The following is an 18,027-nucleotide window of genomic DNA, read 5'->3' on the forward strand; positions in this document are numbered from 1 at the left end:
CGGGCACCACGGCACCGGAGGCACGAGAGCACCGACCACCCGGCCGGACGACGGCCCGCCACCCAGGGGGATACCGGCCATGACCGGCACGAGGCGCCGCGAGAGCAGCGTCGACAGGATCCGTCAGCGGGTCGAGGAGAAGGCGGCCCGGCGGGCGGCGACCGCCGAGGCGGCGAAGGCCGGTGGACCACCCCACGACCCCCGGACGCTGCCCCCGGACGCCCCGACGCCCCGGGAACTGCCGGGCGTCGACGCCCACTCCCCCACGCAGATCCCGGCGCGCGGGTGGAAGCAGATCGTCAAGCGCGCCTGGGCCGAGAACAACGCGGACAACATGCCGATCATCGCCGGCGGGGTCGCGTTCTTCGGCTTCCTGGCCATCTTCCCGTCGCTGCTCGCGCTCATCTCGATCTACGGACTGGTCGCCTCGCCCGCGCAAGCGGCCGCCCAGGTCGAGTCCTTCACCACCGGCCTGCCCGAGAGCGCGCAGAGCTTGATCCGGGACCAGGTCACGGCCATCACGCAGAACGCCGGCGGCGCGCTGACCCTCAGCCTGATCGTCTCCATCCTGGCCGCCCTGTGGAGCTCGTCGGGAGGGGTCAACAACGTCGTCAAGGCCGTGAACATCGCCTACGACGAGGCCGAGACCCGGAACTTCATCAAGCTCCGCGCCTTGTCGCTGGCGCTCACCCTCGGGGCGATCGTCTTCGTCATCGTGACGATCGGGCTCATCGCCGTCGTGCCGATCGTCCTCGACGCCCTGCCCCTCGGCGCCGTGGGCACGGTGCTGGCAGAGATCCTGCGCTGGGTGCTGCTCCTGGTCGTGGTGGCCGGTTCCCTCGCCGTCCTCTACCGGGTGGCGCCCGACCGCGACGCCCCGAAGCTGCGCTGGGTGAGCCTCGGTTCGATCGTCGTCACCGTGGTGTGGGCCCTGGTGAGCCTGGGCTTCACCTTCTACGTGAACAACTTCGGCTCCTACGACGCGACCTACGGCGCGATCGCCGGGGTGATCGTGCTGATGCTGTGGCTGTACCTCACCTGCTACCTCGTGCTGTTGGGCGCCGAGATCAACTCCGAGGCCGAGCACCAGACGGCGCGGGATACGACCGACGGCGAGCCGCAGCCGATGGGACGCCGGGACGCGGTGAAGGCCGACACGTTGCCGGAGAAGGCGGAACCGGAGAAGGGCGACAGCGACCCGACGCGCAAGAACTCAGGCTGAGGCGTGGTCAGCGCACGTGGGACTCGACGAACGGCGGCTTGACCACCTCGACGGCCTGCGGACGGCCCCGGACGTCGACGGCCAGCGAGCTGCCTGTCTCCACCCCGGCCACCGAGTCGATCAGCGCCAGCGCGATCCCGGTGCGCAGCGTCGGGGAGAACGTGCCGCTGGTGACCTCGCCGACCCGTTCCCCGGCCGCGTCGAGCACGGCCATGCCCGGCCGCGGGATGCCACGGCCCTCGGCCCGCAGCCCCCACAGCAGCCGCGCGGGACCCGCCGCCTTCTCCGCCAGCAGCGCCTCCCGCCCCCAGAACGCGGGCTTCTTCCACCCGACCGCCCAGCCGGCCCGCGCCTGGTTCGGGCTGACGTCCGGCGACAGCTCGTGGCCGTGCAGCGGATAGCCCATCTCGGTGCGCAGCGTGTCCCGGGCACCGAGGCCGCACGGGCGGATGCCCTGGTCCTGACCGGCCTCCAGCACCGCGTCCCAGAGGTCGGCGGCGTGCCCGGCGTCGACGAGCAGCTCGTAGCCGTGCTCACCGGTGTAGCCGGTGCGGCAGACGGTCACCTCCGCTGCCCCGTGCGCGCCGGTGCCGGTCACGAACGACATGTACGCCAGCTCGCCGGGCAGGCCCAGCAGCTCCAGCACCTGCAGGGCACGCGGCCCCTGCAGCGCCAGGACGGCGACCTCGGCGTGCCGGTCGGTGACCGTGACCCCCGCGGGCGCGGCGTCGGCCAGCCGCCCGAGGACCTCCGCGGCGTTGGCGGCGTTCGGGACGAGGAGGACGTCGTCCGGGCCGTGCAGGTAGACGATCAGGTCGTCGACCACGCCCCCGGCCTGCGGGTCCCCGTCCGGCAGGCAGCACATCGTGTACTGCGCCTGGCCCGGACCGATGCGGGACAGATCGTTGGTCAGGCAGGAATCGACGAACGCCGCCGCACCGGGCCCCCGCACCGTCGCCGTCCCCAGGTGCGAGACGTCGAAGAGGCCGACGCCGGTGCGCACCGCGGAGTGCTCGGCCAGCACGCCCCCGCCCGCGTACTCGATCGGCATCGACCACCCGCTGAAGTCGGCGAGCTTGGCGCCGGCCGCCACGTGCCGGTCGTGGAGTGGGGAGGTCAGCGGGCTCATGCCGGCCACGCTAGTGCGGCCCCTAGGATCGAGCGGTGCCGCCGACGATCACCGCCACCGACCACCCGCTGGAGAAGCTGACCGGGGACGCCGTCGTCGTCGCCGTCGGCAAGGGCCCCGACGGACCGCTCCCGACACCCGGCGCGGAGGCCGTCGACCGGCTGCTCGGGGGCCGCCTCCTGCCGGCGCTGGCCGACCTCGGCGCCCGCGGCGCCGAGGACGAGGTCACCCGGATGCCCTCGTTCGGCCAGGGCCCCTTCCCCGTCGTGGCCGTCGTCGGGCTGGGCGCGCCCGACGCCGCCGGCGCCTACCGGCCCGAGGCGGTGCGCCGGGCCGCCGGCGCCGCCAGCCGCGCGCTCGGTGGACGCCGCTCGGTCGTCAGCCTGCTGGCCGCCGTGGGAGGCACGCCGGACGCCGCCCGCTTGCACGCCGTCGGCGAGGGCGCGCTCCTGGGCGCCTACGAGTTCACCGCGTACAAGTCCGAGCTGCCGGCGGGCCGACCGACCCCGCCGAGCGAGTTCACCATCGTCGTCCCGGATGCCGGCGCCGCCGAGGACGCGCTGCGCCGGGTGCGGGCGGTGGCCGACGCCGTCGCCCTCGTACGCGACCTGGTGAACACCCCGCCCAACGACCTCTTCCCCGCCGAGCTGGCTGCCCGCGGTGCCGCGGCCGGCGAGAAGGTCGGGCTGGCCGCGGAGATCCTCGACGAGGAGGCGCTGACCGCCGGCGGCTACGGCGGCATCCTCGCCGTCGGCCAGGGCTCGACCCGCAAGCCGCGCCTGCTCCGGCTCTCCTACGCCGGCCCCGGCGCGCGCAAGAAGGTCGCGCTCGTCGGCAAGGGGATCACCTTCGACAGCGGCGGTCTCTCCATCAAGCCCGCGCTGAAGATGGAGGACATGAAGAGCGACATGGCCGGTGCCGCGGCCGTGATCGCGACCGTCTGCCTCGTCGCCCAGCTCCGCCTGCCCGTCGACGTCGTTGCCACCGTGCCGATCGCCGAGAACCTGCCCAGCGGCACCGCCTACCGGCCGGCCGACGTGGTGACGTTCCGCAACGGCAAGAAGGCCGAGATCACCAACACCGACGCCGAGGGCCGCGTCGTCCTCGCCGACGCCATCGCCCGCGCCGCCGAGGACCGGCCGGACGTGCTGCTGGAGACCTCGACGCTCACCGGCGCGCAGCTGGTCGCGCTGGGTTCCCGCACCGCCGGGGTCATGGGCAGCGACGACCTCCGGGACGCGGTCGTCGCCGCGTCGGAGCGCAGCGGTGAAGGCATGTGGCCGATGCCGCTGCCGCCGGAGCTGCGCAAGGGGTTGGACTCCCCCATCGCCGACTTCGTGAACGCCAACCCCGACCGGATGGGCGGCATGCTCGTCGGCGGGCACTTCCTCGCCGAGTTCGTGCCCGACGGGCTGCCGTGGGCGCACATCGACATCGCCGGCCCGAGCTACAACACCGGCTCGCCCTGGGGCTACACGCCCAAGGGGGGAACCGGCGTCCCGGTACGCACCCTGCTCGCCACCATCGAGGCCCTCATCGCCGACTGAGCGCGTCGATGATCAGGTTCCCTGATCGAGCCTGTCGCGCGAACGGTGGCGGATGAGCCGCCGCGGTGCATCGCTGGGTGATGTTGCGCTGTGAGTCGGGGGGCGGGCGCCGGTTGATGGTGGTCGGGAGCGGGGATAGTGGCCCGGTCAGCGCTGTCGGCGGTGCCGGCCGCCCCCGGATCAGGCGGTGGCCAGCCGGTGGGCGTGGATCTTGCGCAGGTTGTGCACGGTGCAGGCCAGCGACCACTCGGTCTTGGCGTTCTGCAGGCCGCGGCGGAGGAGCTGGCGTAGTCCCTGCCGGTCTTTGATCTGGCCGAAGACCGGTTCGACCGTGCGTCCTCGGAGGGCGTATTTCTCCGTGCCTTCGGGGGTGCGCAGCCTGTCCTGGGCGCGGGCGGTGGCCGGGCGGGAGGTCAGCGGTTTGTCCCCGGCGGGGTCCTCGCCGGCGGCGCGGCGTTCGTCGCTGATCATCGGGGCCAGCAGGCGCAGGCCGCGGGTCTCGGCCTCGGTGAAGGTCTCCTCGTTGGCGTAGCCGGCGTCGGCGACCCAGGTGTCGGGCGTCTCCTCGATGCCGGCCTGGTTCAGCTGCTCGGCGGCGTCATCGAGGACGGGAAACAGCTGATGGGCGTCGGTGGCCGCCTGGGTCAGCGTCTGGCCGACGATGAGCTGGTCTTCGGTGACCGCGGCCTGGGCGTTGTAGCCCTGCACCAGCCCCCGCCCGCCCCGCATCGTCCGCGAGTCCGGATCGGTGGCGTTGGCCCGCGGCGGCTTGTCCTTGTCCGGATTGCGGCCCGGTGGATGCTCGCCCGGTTGGGCGCCGCGGCGGGTGCCGGCGTCCTTGCGGCGCTGCCACTCGGCCTTCCTCACCTCCTGCTCGGCCACGGCCGCGGCCTGCTCGTCGTCCAGGCGCTGCTTGGCCTCCTTCAGTCGAGCCAACCGCTCGGCCCGCCGGCGCAGCGGCGGTGGCAGCTCATCCCCGCGGTCGTCGCCGTGTTCGGCGTCCTCGGCCGCGTCGATGCGCGTCTGTTCGTCGAGCAGCTCGGCGGCCAGCTGGTCGTAGCGGGCCTGCTCCTCGGCGACCTGGTGGGCCAGCGACGCCGAGGTGTGGTTCTTCGACCAGGAGGCGTTCGCGGCGATCTTCGTCCCGTCCACCGCGATCACGCCCAGCCGCACCATCCCGGCCTCGTGACACACCCGCAGCACCTGCGCGAACAGCTCCTGCAGCGGCTGGCGGTGACGCGTGACGAACCGGGCGATCGTGGCGTGATCGGGCACCCGATTGCCGGCCAGCACCCGGAACGCCACATCGCGGACACAGTGCCGCTCGATCGCCCGCGACGAGCGCACCCCGACCGCGTGCGCGTACAGCAGCACCGCCACCATCAGCGCCGGGTCGAACGCCGCCGCGCCCTGCCCGTTGGCCCGATACGAGCGCTTGAACCCCGACAGGTCGAACGAGTCCACCGCATCCTTGACCGTCCAGGCCAGCTCCCCGTCGGGCAGCCAATCCCGCACATCCGGCGGCAGCAGGAACCCCTGATCGACATCCCCGCGGATGAAGTTCTGCGGCATACCCCAGTCTCCCGCCGCCCAGGATGATCATCAATCAGGCGCGCTTTGTGCGACAGGCTCGATCATCGGTGGTCCTCCCTCACTGTCGACGGTGAGGGAGGCCCCTGAACGGTGAGGCAGGACGACGTCGCCTACAGGCGGTTCTGCTTCTGGCGGGCGCTCCAGTCGCGCATGCGCTGGGGATAGCCGGTCACCTGGGCGTCGTAGACGGGGATGGCCAGGTCGCGGGAGAGCCTGCGGGCCACGCCCGGGCCGTCGATGCGCCGGCGGGTCCACTCCCCATCGGCGGCGACCAGCACGATCGTCGTCTCGGTCACCGCTGTCCGCGGCTCGACGTACCCCTCGACCCCGCGACGGCTGGCCACGAACTGCTCGAGGTGGGTCAGGTCCACCCGCTGGGAGCCGCGGTCCAGGGTGCCCCGCCGCCCGTCGTCCCGCGTACGCCCCGGACGACCGCGCCCCCTGCCGCGCAACCGGTCGAACAGCCCCATCGCGCCTCTCCCGTCGTCGGTCACCTTGCTCGGCGGCTCGGCGATCACGGCTCGGTGATCATCGGCACGCTCGGGAAGGGCAACGGCGCCCCGGGCCAGGTCGTTCCCGGAGTGGCAGGATGAGCACCAAGCCCCCGCCCGCACGAGCGGGACGCCGACCACTGCATCGAGGAGAACTCGTGAGCTCACCCACCTCCCCCGCCGACCTGGTCATCCTCGGTGGTGGCTCCGGTGGCTACGCCGCGGCCTTCCGCGCGACCGAGCTGGGCCTGAACGTCGTCCTGATCGAGAAGGACAAGGTCGGCGGCACCTGCCTGCACCGCGGCTGCATCCCGACCAAGGCGCTGCTGCACGCCGGCGAGGTCGCCGACCTCGCGCGCGAGGGCGAGCAGTTCGGCGTGAAGACGTCGCTGGCCGGCATCGACATGGACGGGGTCAACGCCTACAAGGACGGCGTCGTCTCCAAGCTCTACAAGGGTCTGCAGGGCCTGGTGAAGGCGCGCAAGATCACCTACGTCGAGGGCGAGGGCCGGCTGACCTCGCCGACGACGGTCGAGGTGAACGGCCAGACCTACGAGGGCAAGCACATCCTGCTGGCGACCGGGTCGTACGCCCGATCGCTGCCCGGTCTGGAGATCGACGGCAAGAAGATCATCACCAGCGACCACGCCCTCAACCTCGACCGGGTCCCGGCGTCGGCGATCATCCTCGGTGGCGGCGTCATCGGATGCGAGTTCGCGAGCGCCTGGAAGTCCTTCGGCGTCGACGTCACGATCGTCGAGGCACTGCCCCACCTGGTACCGCTGGAGGACGAGTCCGCCTCCAAGCTGCTCGAGCGCGCGTTCCGCCGTCGCAAGATCGCCTTCGAGCTGGGCAGCCGCTTCTCCGGCGTGCAGGACACCGACAACGGCGTCAAGGTCTCGCTCGAGAACGGCAAGGAGATCGAGGCGGAGCTGCTGCTCGTCGCCGTCGGCCGCGGCCCGGTCAGCCAGGGCCTCGGCTACGAGGAGGCGGGCGTGCAGATGGACCGCGGATACGTCCTCGTCGACGAGTACTGCCGGACCAGCGTCCCGACGATCTCCGCCGTCGGCGACCTCATCCCCACCCTCCAGCTGGCCCACGTCGGCTTCGGCGAGGGCATCCTCGTCGCCGAGCGCATCGCCGGGCTCACGCCCGCCCCGATCGACTACGCCGGGGTTCCGCGCATCACCTACTCCGACCCCGAGGTCGCCTCCGTCGGGCTGACCGAGGCCCAGGCCAAGGAGAAGTACGGCGACGTCAAGACGCTGACCTACGACCTCGCCGGCAACGGCCGCAGCCAGATCCTGAAGACGACGGGCGCGGTCAAGCTGATCCAGGCCGAGGACGGTCCGGTCGTCGGCATCCACATGGTCGGCAGCCGGGTCGGCGAGCTCATCGCCGAGGCGCAGTTGATCTACAACTGGGAAGCCGAGGCCGACGACGTCGCCAGCCTCATCCACCCCCACCCGACGCAGAGCGAGGCGCTGGGTGAGGCCCACCTCGCCCTCGCCGGCAAGCCCCTGCACGTGCACGGCTGATTCGTCCGCTCGTCCCCTCCCCCCACGCCAGAAGGAGCACTGCCCCGATGCCGACGTCCGTCACCATGCCCGCCCTGGGCGAGAGCGTCACCGAGGGCACGGTCACCCGCTGGCTCAAGCAGGAAGGTGAGCAGGTCGAGGTCGACGAGCCCCTCCTCGAGGTGTCGACCGACAAGGTCGACACCGAGATCCCCTCCCCGGCCGCCGGGGTGCTGACCAAGATCGTGGTCGCCGAGGACGAGACCGTCGAGGTCGGCGCGGAGCTGGCCGTCATCGGTGGAAACGGCGACAGCGGTGGCGGCGGGCAGGCGTCCGGCCAGGGTTCGGCCGAGGACGCCGAGACCCCGCAGACCCCCGACCAGCAGGTCGAGGACGCGGGCGCGGAGCCGCAGCAGGAGGAGCAGCCTGCCCCGCAGGAGGAGCCCGCCCCGCAGGAGGAGCCGGCGCCCGCGGCGGCCGACAGCGGTTCCGGCGGCGGTGACGGCGGTGGCGGCGGTGGCGAAGGCACCCCGGTGACCATGCCCGCGCTGGGCGAGAGCGTCACCGAGGGCACGGTCACCCGGTGGCTGAAGTCCGTCGGCGACGAGGTGACCGCGGACGAGCCGCTGCTCGAGGTCTCCACCGACAAGGTGGACACCGAGATCCCCTCGCCGGTCAGCGGCACGCTGCTGGAGATCACGGTCAACGAGGACGAGACCGTCGACGTCGGCGCGCAGCTCGCCGTGATCGGCAGCGGGACCGCCGGCGGCGGCTCGGCTCCCGCGCCTGCCCAGGAGGCTCCCCAGCAGGAAGCCCCGAAGCAGGAGACGGCTGAGGAGAAGCCTCAGGCCGCGCCGGAGGCCAAGCCCGCTGCTGCCGCGACCGCCCAGCCCGGTGGCGACTACGGCGCCAGTGGCGCGCAGCCCGCGCAGTCGCCGACGTCCGCGCCGCCGCCCCAGGTGGCGCCGCAGGCGCCCGCCGCGCAGCAGTCGTCCGGCGGCGACGGTTCCGGCGCCTACGTGACGCCGCTGGTGCGGCGGCTGGCCGCGGAGAAGGGCGTGGACCTCGCCAGCGTGTCCGGCAGCGGTGTCGGCGGACGGATCCGGAAGCAGGACGTGCTCGCCGCGGCGGAGAAGTCCGCCGCTCCCGCGGCCGCTCCAGCCGCCGCAGGCGCAGGCGCAGGCGCTCCGAGGACGCCGTCGCCGGCGGCCACGCCGGACACCTCGGTGCGGGGCCGTACCGAGAAGATGTCGCGGCTGCGCACGGTCATCGCCCGCCGGATGGTGGAGTCGCTGCAGGTCAGTGCCCAGCTGACGACCGTGGTCGAGGCCGACGTCACCCGCATCGCGAACCTGCGCCAGCAGTCGAAGAAGGACTTCGAGTCGCGCGAGGGCGTCAAGCTCTCGTTCCTGCCCTTCTTCGCCAAGGCGGCGGTCGAGGCGCTCAAGGCGCACCCGTCGGTGAACTCCTCGATCGACCAGGAGGCGGGCACCGTCACCTACCACGACGCCGAGAACCTCGGCGTCGCGGTGGACACCGAGCGCGGGCTGCTGGTGCCGGTCATCCACGACGCCGGCGACCTGAGCCTGGGCGGCATCGCCCGCAAGATCGCGGACCTGGCCGAGCGCACCCGCTCCAACAAGGTGACCCCTGACGAGCTGGGTGGCGGGACGTTCACGCTGACCAACACCGGCAGCCGGGGCGCGCTCTTCGACACCCCGATCATCAACCAGCCGCAGGTGGCCATCCTCGGCGTCGGCTCGGTGGTCAAGCGTCCGGTGGTCGTCAACGATCCGGAGCTCGGCGAGGTCATCGCCGTCCGGTCGATGGTCTACCTGGCCCTGACCTACGACCACCGCATCGTCGACGGCGCGGACGCGGCCCGGTTCCTCACGACCGTCCGGGAACGGCTCGAGGCCGGCCAGTTCCAGGGCGAGCTCGGGCTCGCCTGAGCGGGTTCCCCCTGCCCCCACCGCTCGCGGCGGGGGCAGGGGTCGCCGTCACCAGCTGTCGGAGGAGGGGTCCTGAAGGTCGCGGTCACGGGCGCGTCAGGAAACATCGGCAGCGCGCTGGTCCCGGCGCTGCGGGCCGACGGTCACGAGATCATCCGGCTCGTGCGGCGCACCCCGCGGACGGCCGACGAACACCGCTGGGATCCGGAGCACCGCCGCATCGACCCCGCGGTGCTGGCCGACGTCGACGCCGTGGTGAACCTCGCCGGGGCCTCCATCACGCCTCGTCCGTGGACGCGCGCCTACGAGCAGCGGCTGCTCACCAGCCGGGTCGACAGCACGGCCACGATCAGCGAGGCCCTCGCCGCCGTCGCGGCCGACGATCCCGGGCGTCCCCGGGCGCTGCTCTCCGGCTCCGGAGCGGGCTTCTACGGGGACACCGCTGACCGGCTGGTCACCGAGGACGACCCGCCGGGCGACGACTTCATCGCGCGCATGGCCGTCGAGTGGGAGGCCGCCACCGCACCGGCGCAGGAGGCCGGTGTGCGAGTGGTGTGCCTGCGCACCGGTCTCGTCCTCGCCCCGGGGGCGCCGCTGGTACGGGTGCTCGGCCTGGTCTTCCGGCTGGGGCTGGGGGGGCGCATCGGATCCGGGCGCCAGTACTGGCCGTGGATCGCACTGGCCGACCAGATCGGCGCCATCCGGCATCTGCTCGCCGCCGACGTGTCCGGGCCGGTGAACCTGACCGCACCGAGCCCGGCGACCAACGCCGAGTTCGCCACGACCTTCGCGCGCGTGCTGCACCGCCCCGCCGTCCTGCCCGTTCCCGGTGTGCTGCTCACGGTCGCGCTGCGTGACTTCGCCCGCAACGGAGTGGTGGGCGGGCAGCGGGCCCTGCCCACGCGGTTGCAACAGTCCGGCTACACGTTCGCCGAGACCTCGCTGGAGGGTGCGCTCCGCACGGCCGTCGGCCGGGACTGACCTGCCCTCAGGACAGCCGGCGCGCGCTCTCGATCCGCCACCCGTCGGTGGTGCGCACCAGGACCATCCGCACCGTCGCCTCGGCGCGGCCGGGCACAGTCCGCACGGCCGGCCCGTCCGGAGCCCCGGCCGGAACCACTGCGTAGTCGGCCCACCGGTCGACCAGGTCGAGCGCCACCCGGTCACCCGGGGTTCCGGCGGCGGTCACCGCGACCACCCTGGGAGCGAACCCGCGCAGCACCTCACCGGCGGCCGACAGCGCCCGGACGTGTTCCTCGTCGGCGGTGCGCACGCCGCTTCCCTCCGTGTAGACGTCGGCCAGCCGCTCGACCGATCCGGAGGCGAATGCCGCCGCCCGGTGCGCGTAGAGCTCGGCGACCACCGCCCGCCAGCCCTGGACCGAGTCCGGCACCCCGGCAGGGGCCGGCGCCTGCGCGGCTTCGGGGCGGGGTGCCACCGCGCCCACGTCGGGTGCACGGGATCTGCCTGGGCCCGCCGCACCGCCCTCCCCGTCAGGTGTGGGCGCTCTCCCGCGCCCGGGCAGGTCGGCGACCACGGCGGCGACGACGGTCTCCGCCGAGCTGTCACCGGTGGGCACGGTGTCCGTCAGCCGGTACACGCCCAGCGCGCCGGCGCCCACGAGCAGCACCGCCAGCGCCCCGAGTGCCACCCGGCGGACGGCGGGAGCACCGGCGCGCCGGGCGGTCCGATCCGCTGACGTCCGGCGCCAGCGTGCCCACCGCCCGGGCGCCTCGGCGATCACCGGCGCGGGCCGGGGCCGGCGGCCGGCCACCTGATGGGTCAGTTCCGTCCGCGGCCCACGACCGGTGCGGCCCAGGTCCGCATCGGGAACGCCGTCGACGGGCAGCCGGACCGGCTCGGGACGGCAGGCGTGCCGCAGGTCCAGGGCGAACGCCGCAGCCGACCCGCGGTCGTGCGGGTCGTCGGCCAGGCCCCGGTTGATGACGGCAACGAGTTCGGGCGGCGCATCGGGCGCCAGTTCCGCGAGGTCGGGAAGCAGCCCTACGGCCGCCACGGCGAGGGTGTCGGCCGGCGTCGCGGCGTTCCAGGGGGCGATGCCGGTCAGGGCGTGGAACGCCGCCGCGGCGATGCCGAAGACGTCGGATGCCGGTCCAGGTGCGCCGCCCCGAGCGACGGTGGGGTCGACGTAGGGCGGCGTGACCTCCGCGGCCGCGGCCTCCCCCAGCACCCGTCCCACGCCCAGGTCGGTCAGGACCGGGCGGCCCTCGGCGGTGAAGACGATGTTGCCCGGGGAGAGGTCGCCGTGGACCACCCCGTTGCCGTGGGCGTGCGCCAGAGCAGCGGCGACGGGGGCGATCGCCGTCACCACCTCCCCCGGACGGAGGCGCCCCCGCCGCGCCAGCAACGCCGCCAGGCTGCCACCGGCCAGCAGTTCCAGGACGAGGGCGACGCGGGTGGCCCCGCCGCGCTGCGGCTGGTGGACCACCTCGATCAGCCGCACCAGATGGGGGTGGTCGAGCCCACCGAGCAGGGCCGCCTCCCGTGCCTGCCGCTCCGGATCCCCCGCTACGAGCACCTTGACGGCGACCGGTTCGCCACCGCGCCGCGGCGCCGCGCGCCAGACCTCTCCCGAACCACCTCGACCGAGCAGCGTCTCCAGCGTGTAGCCGGGAACCACGGGCGGCCGGAGAGCACCGGCATCCGCGGGCGGAACTGCGGCAGGCATGCCCGGGACGGTAGGGCCCACCGGTGCGGGCAGCTGCGGTTGTCCACAGGCGGGACGCGCAGGGTCCGTCCGGTCGCCCTCTCCCGTCCCCGGCTACCGTCGGACGATGTCGTCGCGGGCCGAGGTCGTGGTGGTGGGGGCCGGGCTGGCCGGCCTGTCGGCCGCCACCCGGCTGGCGGCTGCCGACGTGGACGTGCAGGTGCTCGAGGCAGGCACCCACGTCGGCGGGCGGTTGGCCACCGAGCGCATCGACGGGTTCGTCGTCGACCGGGGCTTCCAGGTGCTCAACACGGGCTATCCGCGCGCGGCCGACCTGGACCTCGACGCCCTGCGGCTGGGCTGGTTCCGGCGTGGTGCAGTCGTCCGCGTGGACGGCCGCGCCCACCGGGTGGTCGACCCACGGCAGGCCCCGGGTGACGTCGTCGGAACGGCGACGGCCCCGATCGGCTCACTGCGGGACAAGGCCGCGCTCGCCGCCTTCTCCCTGCGTTCCGGGTACGCCCCCGTGGACCGGCTCCTCGCGTCCCCCGAGCGGACCGCGGAGCAGGCACTTCGATCGGCGGGCGCGGGCGACGTCGCCCTGGAGCGGTTCTTCCGGCCCTTCCTCGCCGGGGTGCTCCTCGAGGACGAGCTCGCCACGTCCAGCCGCTACCTCGACCTGCTGTGGCGCAGTTTCGTGCGAGGCTCCATCGGCCTCCCCGCCGCGGGCATGCAGGCCGTCGGTGAGCAGCTCGCCGGCCGGCTGGACCCCGAACGCCTCCACCTGCGGACCGCCGTGCGCGCCGTCTCCCGCGGCTCGGTCGTCACGGACGCCGGCACCTGGACGGCCGGCGCGGTCGTCGTCGCCACCGATCCGGGCACCGCGGCGCGGTTGCTGCCGGCCGTCGAGGCGTCGGCACCCCGGCAGGTCACGACCCATTTCCACGTGCTGCCGGAGTCACCGTGGCGGGAGCCCCTGATCGTCCTCGGACAACCGGCCGGCCGGCTGGTCAACAGCGTGGTCCTGTCCGACGCCCAGCCGCGCTACAGCCCCGACGGACGCGCGCTGGTGGCCAGCTCCAGCCTGGTGACGACCAGGGAGGACGAGGTCCGCACCGAGATCGCGGAGGCGCACGGCGTCGCTCCCTCGGACCTCGACCACCTCACGTCCGTCACGGTCCCCGGCGCCCAGCCCGCCGCCGTCCCGCCGCTGCAGCTGCGGCGCCCGGTCGACCTGGGCGACGGCATCTACGTCTGCGGCGACCACCGCGACACCCCGTCCATCCAGGGCGCGATGGCCAGCGGAGCCCGCGCAGCACGCGCCGTCCTCCGCGCGCTACGTCCCACGACCGCCCCCGACGACCGGAGTGCCTCCTGATGCCTGCGTCGCAGCCGACGATCCTCGCCACCAGCATGGGCTTCGCCTCTCGCGGCCGCGGCCCGTACGACTGGCGGCCGGGGCCGGTGTTCGACCTGGCCGTAGAGCTCGCCGGGGCGCCCGAGCGGCCGAGGCTCTGCTACCTCGGCACCGCCACCGGCGACGACCCGGTGCGGATCGCCGGCGTCTACGGCGCCTTCAGCGGGAGCGCCGTGCAGGTCAGCCACCTGAGCCTGTTCACCATGCCGACGGTGCCCGACATGCGCGCCCACCTCCTCGCCCAGGACGTCGTCTGGGTCGGCGGCGGCAGCGTGGCGAACCTGCTCGCCGTGTGGCGGGTGCACGGCCTCGACGCGATCTTCCGCGAGGTGTGGGAGGCGGGAGTCGTGCTCGGCGGGGTGTCTGCCGGCTCCCTGTGCTGGCACGTGGGCGGCACCACGGACTCCTACGGGCCCGATCTGCGCCCGGTGACGAACGGGCTGGGCCTGATCCCGACGTCCAACGGCGTGCACTACGACTCGGAGGAGCAGCGGCGTCCGCTCTACCACCAGCTGGTCGCCGACGGCACGCTCCCGGGAGGGCACGCGACCGACGACGGCGTCGGGCTGGTCTACCGGGGCACCGAACTCGTCGAGGCGGTCGCCGACCGTCCGGACAAGGCCGCCTATCGCGTCGAACGCGGACCGGACGGCACCGCGGTGGAGACCCGCCTCGAACCGAGGCGGCTGGGCCGAGCGGAGGCCTAGGGTGGTGCCCGTGAGCGAGCTGCGGATCATCCGGGCGGGCACCGTTCCCTACGAGGAGGCCTGGGCCCAGCAGCGGGAACTGCACGCCCAGCGGGTGGCCGGCGAGGCGCCGGACACGCTGCTGCTCCTCGAGCACCCGCCGGTCTACACCGCCGGCCGGCGCACCGAGCCCCACGAGCGACCGTTCGACGGCACCCCGGTGGTCGACGTCGACCGCGGCGGCAAGATCACCTGGCACGGGCCGGGGCAGCTCGTCGGGTACCCGATCGTGGCGCTGCCGGACCCGGTCGACGTCGTCGCCTACGTGCGCCGGCTCGAGGGCGCGCTCATCGACGTCTGCGCCGGCTTCGGCCTCGAGACGGACCGGGTGGAGGGCCGCAGCGGCGTCTGGCTGCCCGCCGACCAGCCGGGCGTGGGCTTCCGTCCCGAGCGGAAGGTGGCCGCGATCGGCATCCGCGTCGCCCGGGGCGTCACGATGCACGGCTTCGCGCTGAACTGCGACCCTGATCTCGGCGCCTTCGGCGCCATCGTGCCGTGCGGCATCCCCGACGCCGGCGTCACGTCGCTGACGGCCGAGCTCGGCCGCGACGTCACCGTCGACGAGGCCATCGAGCCGGTCGAGAAGGCGATGCGCGCCGTCCTGGCCTGACCTGCCGGAGCGGTGTGCGCGGATGCGCAGTCCTCCCGCTCAAGAGTGCGCATCCGCGCACAGCGTCCCTCCCGGGGCCCATCCGCACCACGACCGGCACCGGGACGGTGATCAGCCGAGGACGAAGTTGACCAGCCGGCCGGGGACGGCGACGACGCGGCGCACGGTCGCACCGTCGAGGTAGCCGGCGATCTTGTCGTCGGCCCGCGCCGCCGCCTCCAGAGCGGCGGCGTCGGCGTCGGCCGGCACGCTCACCTGCGACCGCACCTTGCCGTTGACCTGGACGGCGACCTGCACGGTGTCCTCCACCAGCCACCGCTCGTCGGCACGAGGGAACGGCGTCCAGGCCGACGACCCGTCGTGGCCCAGCCGCGTCCACAGCTCGTCGGCCATGTGCGGTGCCAGCGGCGCGACGAGCAGCACCAGCGGCTCCACGACCGATCGCGGCACCGGGGACGATGCCCCGTAGGCCTGGGTCAGGTGATTGGTCAGCTCCGTGATGCGCGCGATCGCGATGTTGAACCGGAGCGTCGCGAACCCGTCGCGCACGCCGGCGATGGTCCGGTGCAGCGCCCGCAGCGTCTCCTCCCCCGGTTCGCCGTCGGAGGCCCGGACGACGCCGGTCTGCTCGTCGACGACCACCCGCCAGATGCGCTGGAGCAGCCGCTGCGAGCCGACGACGGCCTTGGTCTCCCACGGGCGCGACTGGTCCAGCGGGCCGGTCGACATCTCGTACACGCGGAACGTGTCCGCCCCGTAGGCGCCGATCATCTCGTCGGGCGTGACCATGTTCTTCAGGCTCTTGCCGATCTTCCCGTACTCGCGGGTGACCGGCTTGCCCTCGTAGAGGAACCGGCCGTCCTTCTCCACCACGTCGGCCGCGGGCACGTAGAAACCGCGCTCGTCGGTGTAGGCGAAGGCCGAGATGTATCCCTGGTTGACCAGCCGGCGGAACGGCTCCTCGCTGGAGACGTGGCCGAGGTCGTGCAGCACCTTGTGCCAGAACCGCGCGTACAGCAGGTGCAGGACGGCGTGCTCGACACCGCCGACGTAGAGGTCGACGCCGCCGACGTCGCCGGGTCCGCGCGGTCCCAGCCAGTACTCCTCCAGCTCGCGGTCGACCATGCGCTCGTCGTCGGCGGGATCGAGGTAGCGCAGGTAGTACCAGCAGGAGCCGGCCCAGTTGGGCATCGTGTTGGTCTCGCGGCGGTACTTCCTCGGGCCGTCGCCCAGGTCCAGCTCGACCGTCGTCCAGTCCGAGGCGCGCGACAGCGGCGGCTCGGGTGCGGAGTCGGCGTCGTCGTCGGCGAAGGTCTTCGGCGAGTAGTCGTCGACCTCGGGCAGCAGCACCGGCAGCATGGACTGCGGCACGGCGACCGGCAGGTCGTCCTCGTCGTAGACGATCGGGAACGGCTCGCCCCAGTAGCGTTGGCGGCTGAACAGCCAGTCGCGCAGCTTGTAGGTGGTGGTCGCCTCGCCGTGGCCGTGCTCCACCAGCCAGCCGGTGATCGTGGCGATCGCGGTGACCCGGTCCAGCCCGTCGAGCGAGATCTCGTCGTTCGCGGAGTTGATCATCGGTCCGGGGCCGGTGTACGCGCCGCTGTCCTCGTCGAAGCCCTCGGGGCGCTCGACGGTCGGCACGACGTCCAGCCCGAACGCCTTCGCGAAGTCCCAGTCCCGCTGGTCCTCGCCGGGAACGGCCATGATCGCGCCGGTGCCGTAGCCGGTCAGCACGTAGTCGGCGATGAACACGGGCAGCTCCCGGCCGTTGACCGGGTTGACGGCGGAGACGCCCAGCCAGACGCCGGTCTTCTCCCGGCCCGCGTCCTGGCGGTCCAGTTCGGAGCGGCGCGAGGCCTGCCGCTGGTAGGCCGCCACCGCCTCGGCCGGGGTCGCCGCACCCCCGGTCCAGCGCCGGTCGGTGCCGTCCGGCCACGAAGAGGCAGTCAGCGTGGCGACCAGCGGATGCTCGGGCGCGAGCACCATGTAGGTCGCGCCGAAGAGCGTGTCGGGGCGGGTGGTGAAGACCTCGACCGACTCGGTTCCGCAGCGGAAGCGGACCTTGGCGCCGGTCGACCGGCCGATCCAGTTGCGCTGCATCAGCTTCAGCGAGTCCGACCAGTCCAGCCGGTCCAGGTCGTCGATCAGCCGGTCGGCGTAGGCGGTGATCCGCATCATCCACTGCTTGAGCGGGCGCCGGAACACCGGGAAGTTGCCGCGCTCGGACCGGCCGTCGGCGGTGACCTCCTCGTTGGAGAGCACGGTGCCCAGGCCGGGGCACCAGTTGACCGGCGCCTCGTGCAGGTAGGCCAGCCGGTGGGCGTCGACGACCTTGCGGCGCGACACCTCGTCCAGCTCCGCCCAGGGCAGCCCCGACGGGTTCGTCCCCGAGGCGGGGGCGCGCGTCCCCGCGTCCAGCTCGGCGACCAGGTCATCGATCGGGCGCGCCCTGCCGGCGGTCTCGTCGAACCAGGCGCCGAACAGCTGCAGGAAGATCCACTGGGTCCACTTGTAGTAGCCCGGGTCGATCGTGGCGAAGCTGCGGCGGTCGTCGTGGTCGACGCCGAGGCGGCGCAGCTGCGCCTTGATGGCCTTGATGTTGGCCTCGGTGGTGACCCGGGGGTGCTGGCCGGTCTGGACGGCGTACTGCTCGGCCGGCAGGCCGAAGGCGTCGTAGCCCATGGGGTGCAGCACGTTGTCGCCGTCCATCCGGCGGAACCGGCTGGTGACGTCGGTGCCCAGGTAGCCCAGGGGGTGCCCGACGTGGAGCCCTGCGCCCGAGGGATAGGGGAACATGTCCATCAGGAAGTACTTCGGCCGGTCGGCTACCCGCTCGAAGCCCTCGCTCAGCCGGCCGGACGGGTTGGGCGTGTGGAACGTGCCCTCGCCCTGCCAGCGGTCCTGCCAGGCGAGCTCGATCTGCTGGGCCAGCGCCGGGGTGTAGCGGTGCGGCGGGACGTCACCCGGCGCCTGCTCGACGTTGGGCTGATCGGCGGTCTGGCTCATCGCTGGTGCTCCCGGGTCCTCTGCTGCGATGTGAATCCGGCGGTAGACATGAAGAAACCCCTCACGCAGGAGGGGTTGCCGTGCTGTCTGAACGTCTCAGGTCAGCACGGCCGGTGAAGCAGGAGCCGC

At 73.4% G+C, this 18,027-nt stretch carries 13 protein-coding genes; 8 read left to right on the forward strand and 5 right to left on the reverse strand.

Going from position 1 to position 18,027, the window contains the following annotated elements; genetic code table 11:
* Positions 1–79 precede the first annotated feature (79 nt).
* Positions 80–1,222: a YihY/virulence factor BrkB family protein gene (locus FHU33_RS14665; protein WP_142026000.1), complete on the forward strand. Its 1,143-nt coding sequence runs from the start codon at positions 80–82 to the stop codon at positions 1,220–1,222.
* Positions 1,223–1,229: 7 nt separating this feature from the next.
* Here FHU33_RS14665 and gcvT read toward each other — a convergent pair whose 3' ends face one another.
* Positions 1,230–2,351 (reverse strand): glycine cleavage system aminomethyltransferase GcvT, encoded by a 1,122-nt coding sequence (gene gcvT, locus FHU33_RS14670; protein WP_142026001.1) that lies wholly within the window; start codon positions 2,349–2,351, stop codon positions 1,230–1,232.
* Positions 2,352–2,386: 35 nt separating this feature from the next.
* Here gcvT and FHU33_RS14675 point away from each other — a divergent pair, with 35 nt between their 5' ends.
* Complete coding sequence (locus FHU33_RS14675; protein ID WP_142026002.1) at positions 2,387–3,898, forward strand: leucyl aminopeptidase; 1,512 nt, start codon at positions 2,387–2,389, stop codon at positions 3,896–3,898.
* A 180-nt stretch (positions 3,899–4,078) separates the two neighbouring features.
* Here the strand turns inward: FHU33_RS14675 and FHU33_RS14680 are convergent, their stop codons facing one another.
* A complete protein-coding gene (locus tag FHU33_RS14680) occupies positions 4,079–5,470 on the reverse strand; it encodes a transposase (RefSeq protein WP_142025713.1) in 1,392 nt (463 codons plus the stop codon).
* A gap of 131 nt (positions 5,471–5,601) precedes the next feature.
* Positions 5,602–6,009, reverse strand: a complete 408-nt coding sequence (locus FHU33_RS14685; protein WP_246063650.1) for an oxidoreductase — start codon at positions 6,007–6,009, stop codon at positions 5,602–5,604.
* A 131-nt stretch (positions 6,010–6,140) separates the two neighbouring features.
* Here FHU33_RS14685 and lpdA point away from each other — a divergent pair, with 131 nt between their 5' ends.
* The 3 genes from lpdA (at position 6,141) to FHU33_RS14700 (ending at position 10,432) form a co-directional block, all read left to right on the forward strand.
* The gene (gene lpdA, locus FHU33_RS14690) at positions 6,141–7,520 is read left to right on the forward strand and encodes a dihydrolipoyl dehydrogenase (RefSeq protein WP_142026003.1); all 1,380 of its coding nucleotides are present in this window, start codon (positions 6,141–6,143) and stop codon (positions 7,518–7,520) included.
* A gap of 47 nt (positions 7,521–7,567) precedes the next feature.
* Entirely contained in the window at positions 7,568–9,451 is a 1,884-nt protein-coding gene (sucB, locus tag FHU33_RS14695) for a 2-oxoglutarate dehydrogenase, E2 component, dihydrolipoamide succinyltransferase (RefSeq protein WP_142026004.1), read from the forward strand.
* A gap of 72 nt (positions 9,452–9,523) precedes the next feature.
* Positions 9,524–10,432 (forward strand): TIGR01777 family oxidoreductase, encoded by a 909-nt coding sequence (locus FHU33_RS14700; protein ID WP_142026005.1) that lies wholly within the window; start codon positions 9,524–9,526, stop codon positions 10,430–10,432.
* A gap of 7 nt (positions 10,433–10,439) precedes the next feature.
* On the opposite strand, the gene FHU33_RS14705 is transcribed toward FHU33_RS14700, so the two are convergent.
* The gene (locus FHU33_RS14705) at positions 10,440–12,140 is read right to left on the reverse strand and encodes a protein kinase domain-containing protein (protein WP_142026006.1); all 1,701 of its coding nucleotides are present in this window, start codon (positions 12,138–12,140) and stop codon (positions 10,440–10,442) included.
* Between the two features lie 106 nt (positions 12,141–12,246).
* On the opposite strand from FHU33_RS14705, the gene FHU33_RS14710 reads away from it, so the two are divergent.
* Genes FHU33_RS14710 through lipB form a run of 3 tightly spaced genes read left to right on the forward strand, consistent with a single transcriptional unit; the run spans position 12,247 to position 14,892 of the window.
* Positions 12,247–13,497: an NAD(P)/FAD-dependent oxidoreductase gene (locus FHU33_RS14710; RefSeq protein WP_142026007.1), complete on the forward strand. Its 1,251-nt coding sequence runs from the start codon at positions 12,247–12,249 to the stop codon at positions 13,495–13,497.
* Positions 13,497–14,243, forward strand: a complete 747-nt coding sequence (locus FHU33_RS14715) for a Type 1 glutamine amidotransferase-like domain-containing protein (protein ID WP_142026008.1) — start codon at positions 13,497–13,499, stop codon at positions 14,241–14,243. Before FHU33_RS14710 ends, FHU33_RS14715 begins: the two co-directional genes overlap by 1 nt.
* A 10-nt stretch (positions 14,244–14,253) precedes the next feature.
* Positions 14,254–14,892, forward strand: a complete 639-nt coding sequence (gene lipB, locus FHU33_RS14720) for a lipoyl(octanoyl) transferase LipB (protein ID WP_142026009.1) — start codon at positions 14,254–14,256, stop codon at positions 14,890–14,892.
* Between the two features lie 111 nt (positions 14,893–15,003).
* Here lipB and leuS read toward each other — a convergent pair whose 3' ends face one another.
* The gene (gene leuS / locus FHU33_RS14725) at positions 15,004–17,898 is read right to left on the reverse strand and encodes a leucine--tRNA ligase (protein WP_142026010.1); all 2,895 of its coding nucleotides are present in this window, start codon (positions 17,896–17,898) and stop codon (positions 15,004–15,006) included.
* Positions 17,899–18,027 lie beyond the last annotated feature (129 nt).

It is taken from the genome of Blastococcus colisei, from assembly GCF_006717095.1.
Taxonomy (GTDB): domain Bacteria; phylum Actinomycetota; class Actinomycetes; order Mycobacteriales; family Geodermatophilaceae; genus Blastococcus_B; species Blastococcus_B colisei.

Coding starts and splice junctions, on each gene's coding strand:
- FHU33_RS14715 (WP_142026008.1), top strand. CDS start 13,497: ATGCCTGCGTCGCAGCCGACGATCCTCGCCACCAGCATGGGCTTCGCC.
- FHU33_RS14710 (WP_142026007.1), top strand. CDS start 12,247: ATGTCGTCGCGGGCCGAGGTCGTGGTGGTGGGGGCCGGGCTGGCCGGC.
- FHU33_RS14680 (WP_142025713.1), bottom strand. CDS start 5,470: ATGCCGCAGAACTTCATCCGCGGGGATGTCGATCAGGGGTTCCTGCTG.
- gcvT (WP_142026001.1), bottom strand. CDS start 2,351: ATGAGCCCGCTGACCTCCCCACTCCACGACCGGCACGTGGCGGCCGGC.
- FHU33_RS14665 (WP_142026000.1), top strand. CDS start 80: ATGACCGGCACGAGGCGCCGCGAGAGCAGCGTCGACAGGATCCGTCAG.
- FHU33_RS14705 (WP_142026006.1), bottom strand. CDS start 12,140: ATGCCTGCCGCAGTTCCGCCCGCGGATGCCGGTGCTCTCCGGCCGCCC.
- sucB (WP_142026004.1), top strand. CDS start 7,568: ATGCCGACGTCCGTCACCATGCCCGCCCTGGGCGAGAGCGTCACCGAG.
- leuS (WP_142026010.1), bottom strand. CDS start 17,898: ATGAGCCAGACCGCCGATCAGCCCAACGTCGAGCAGGCGCCGGGTGAC.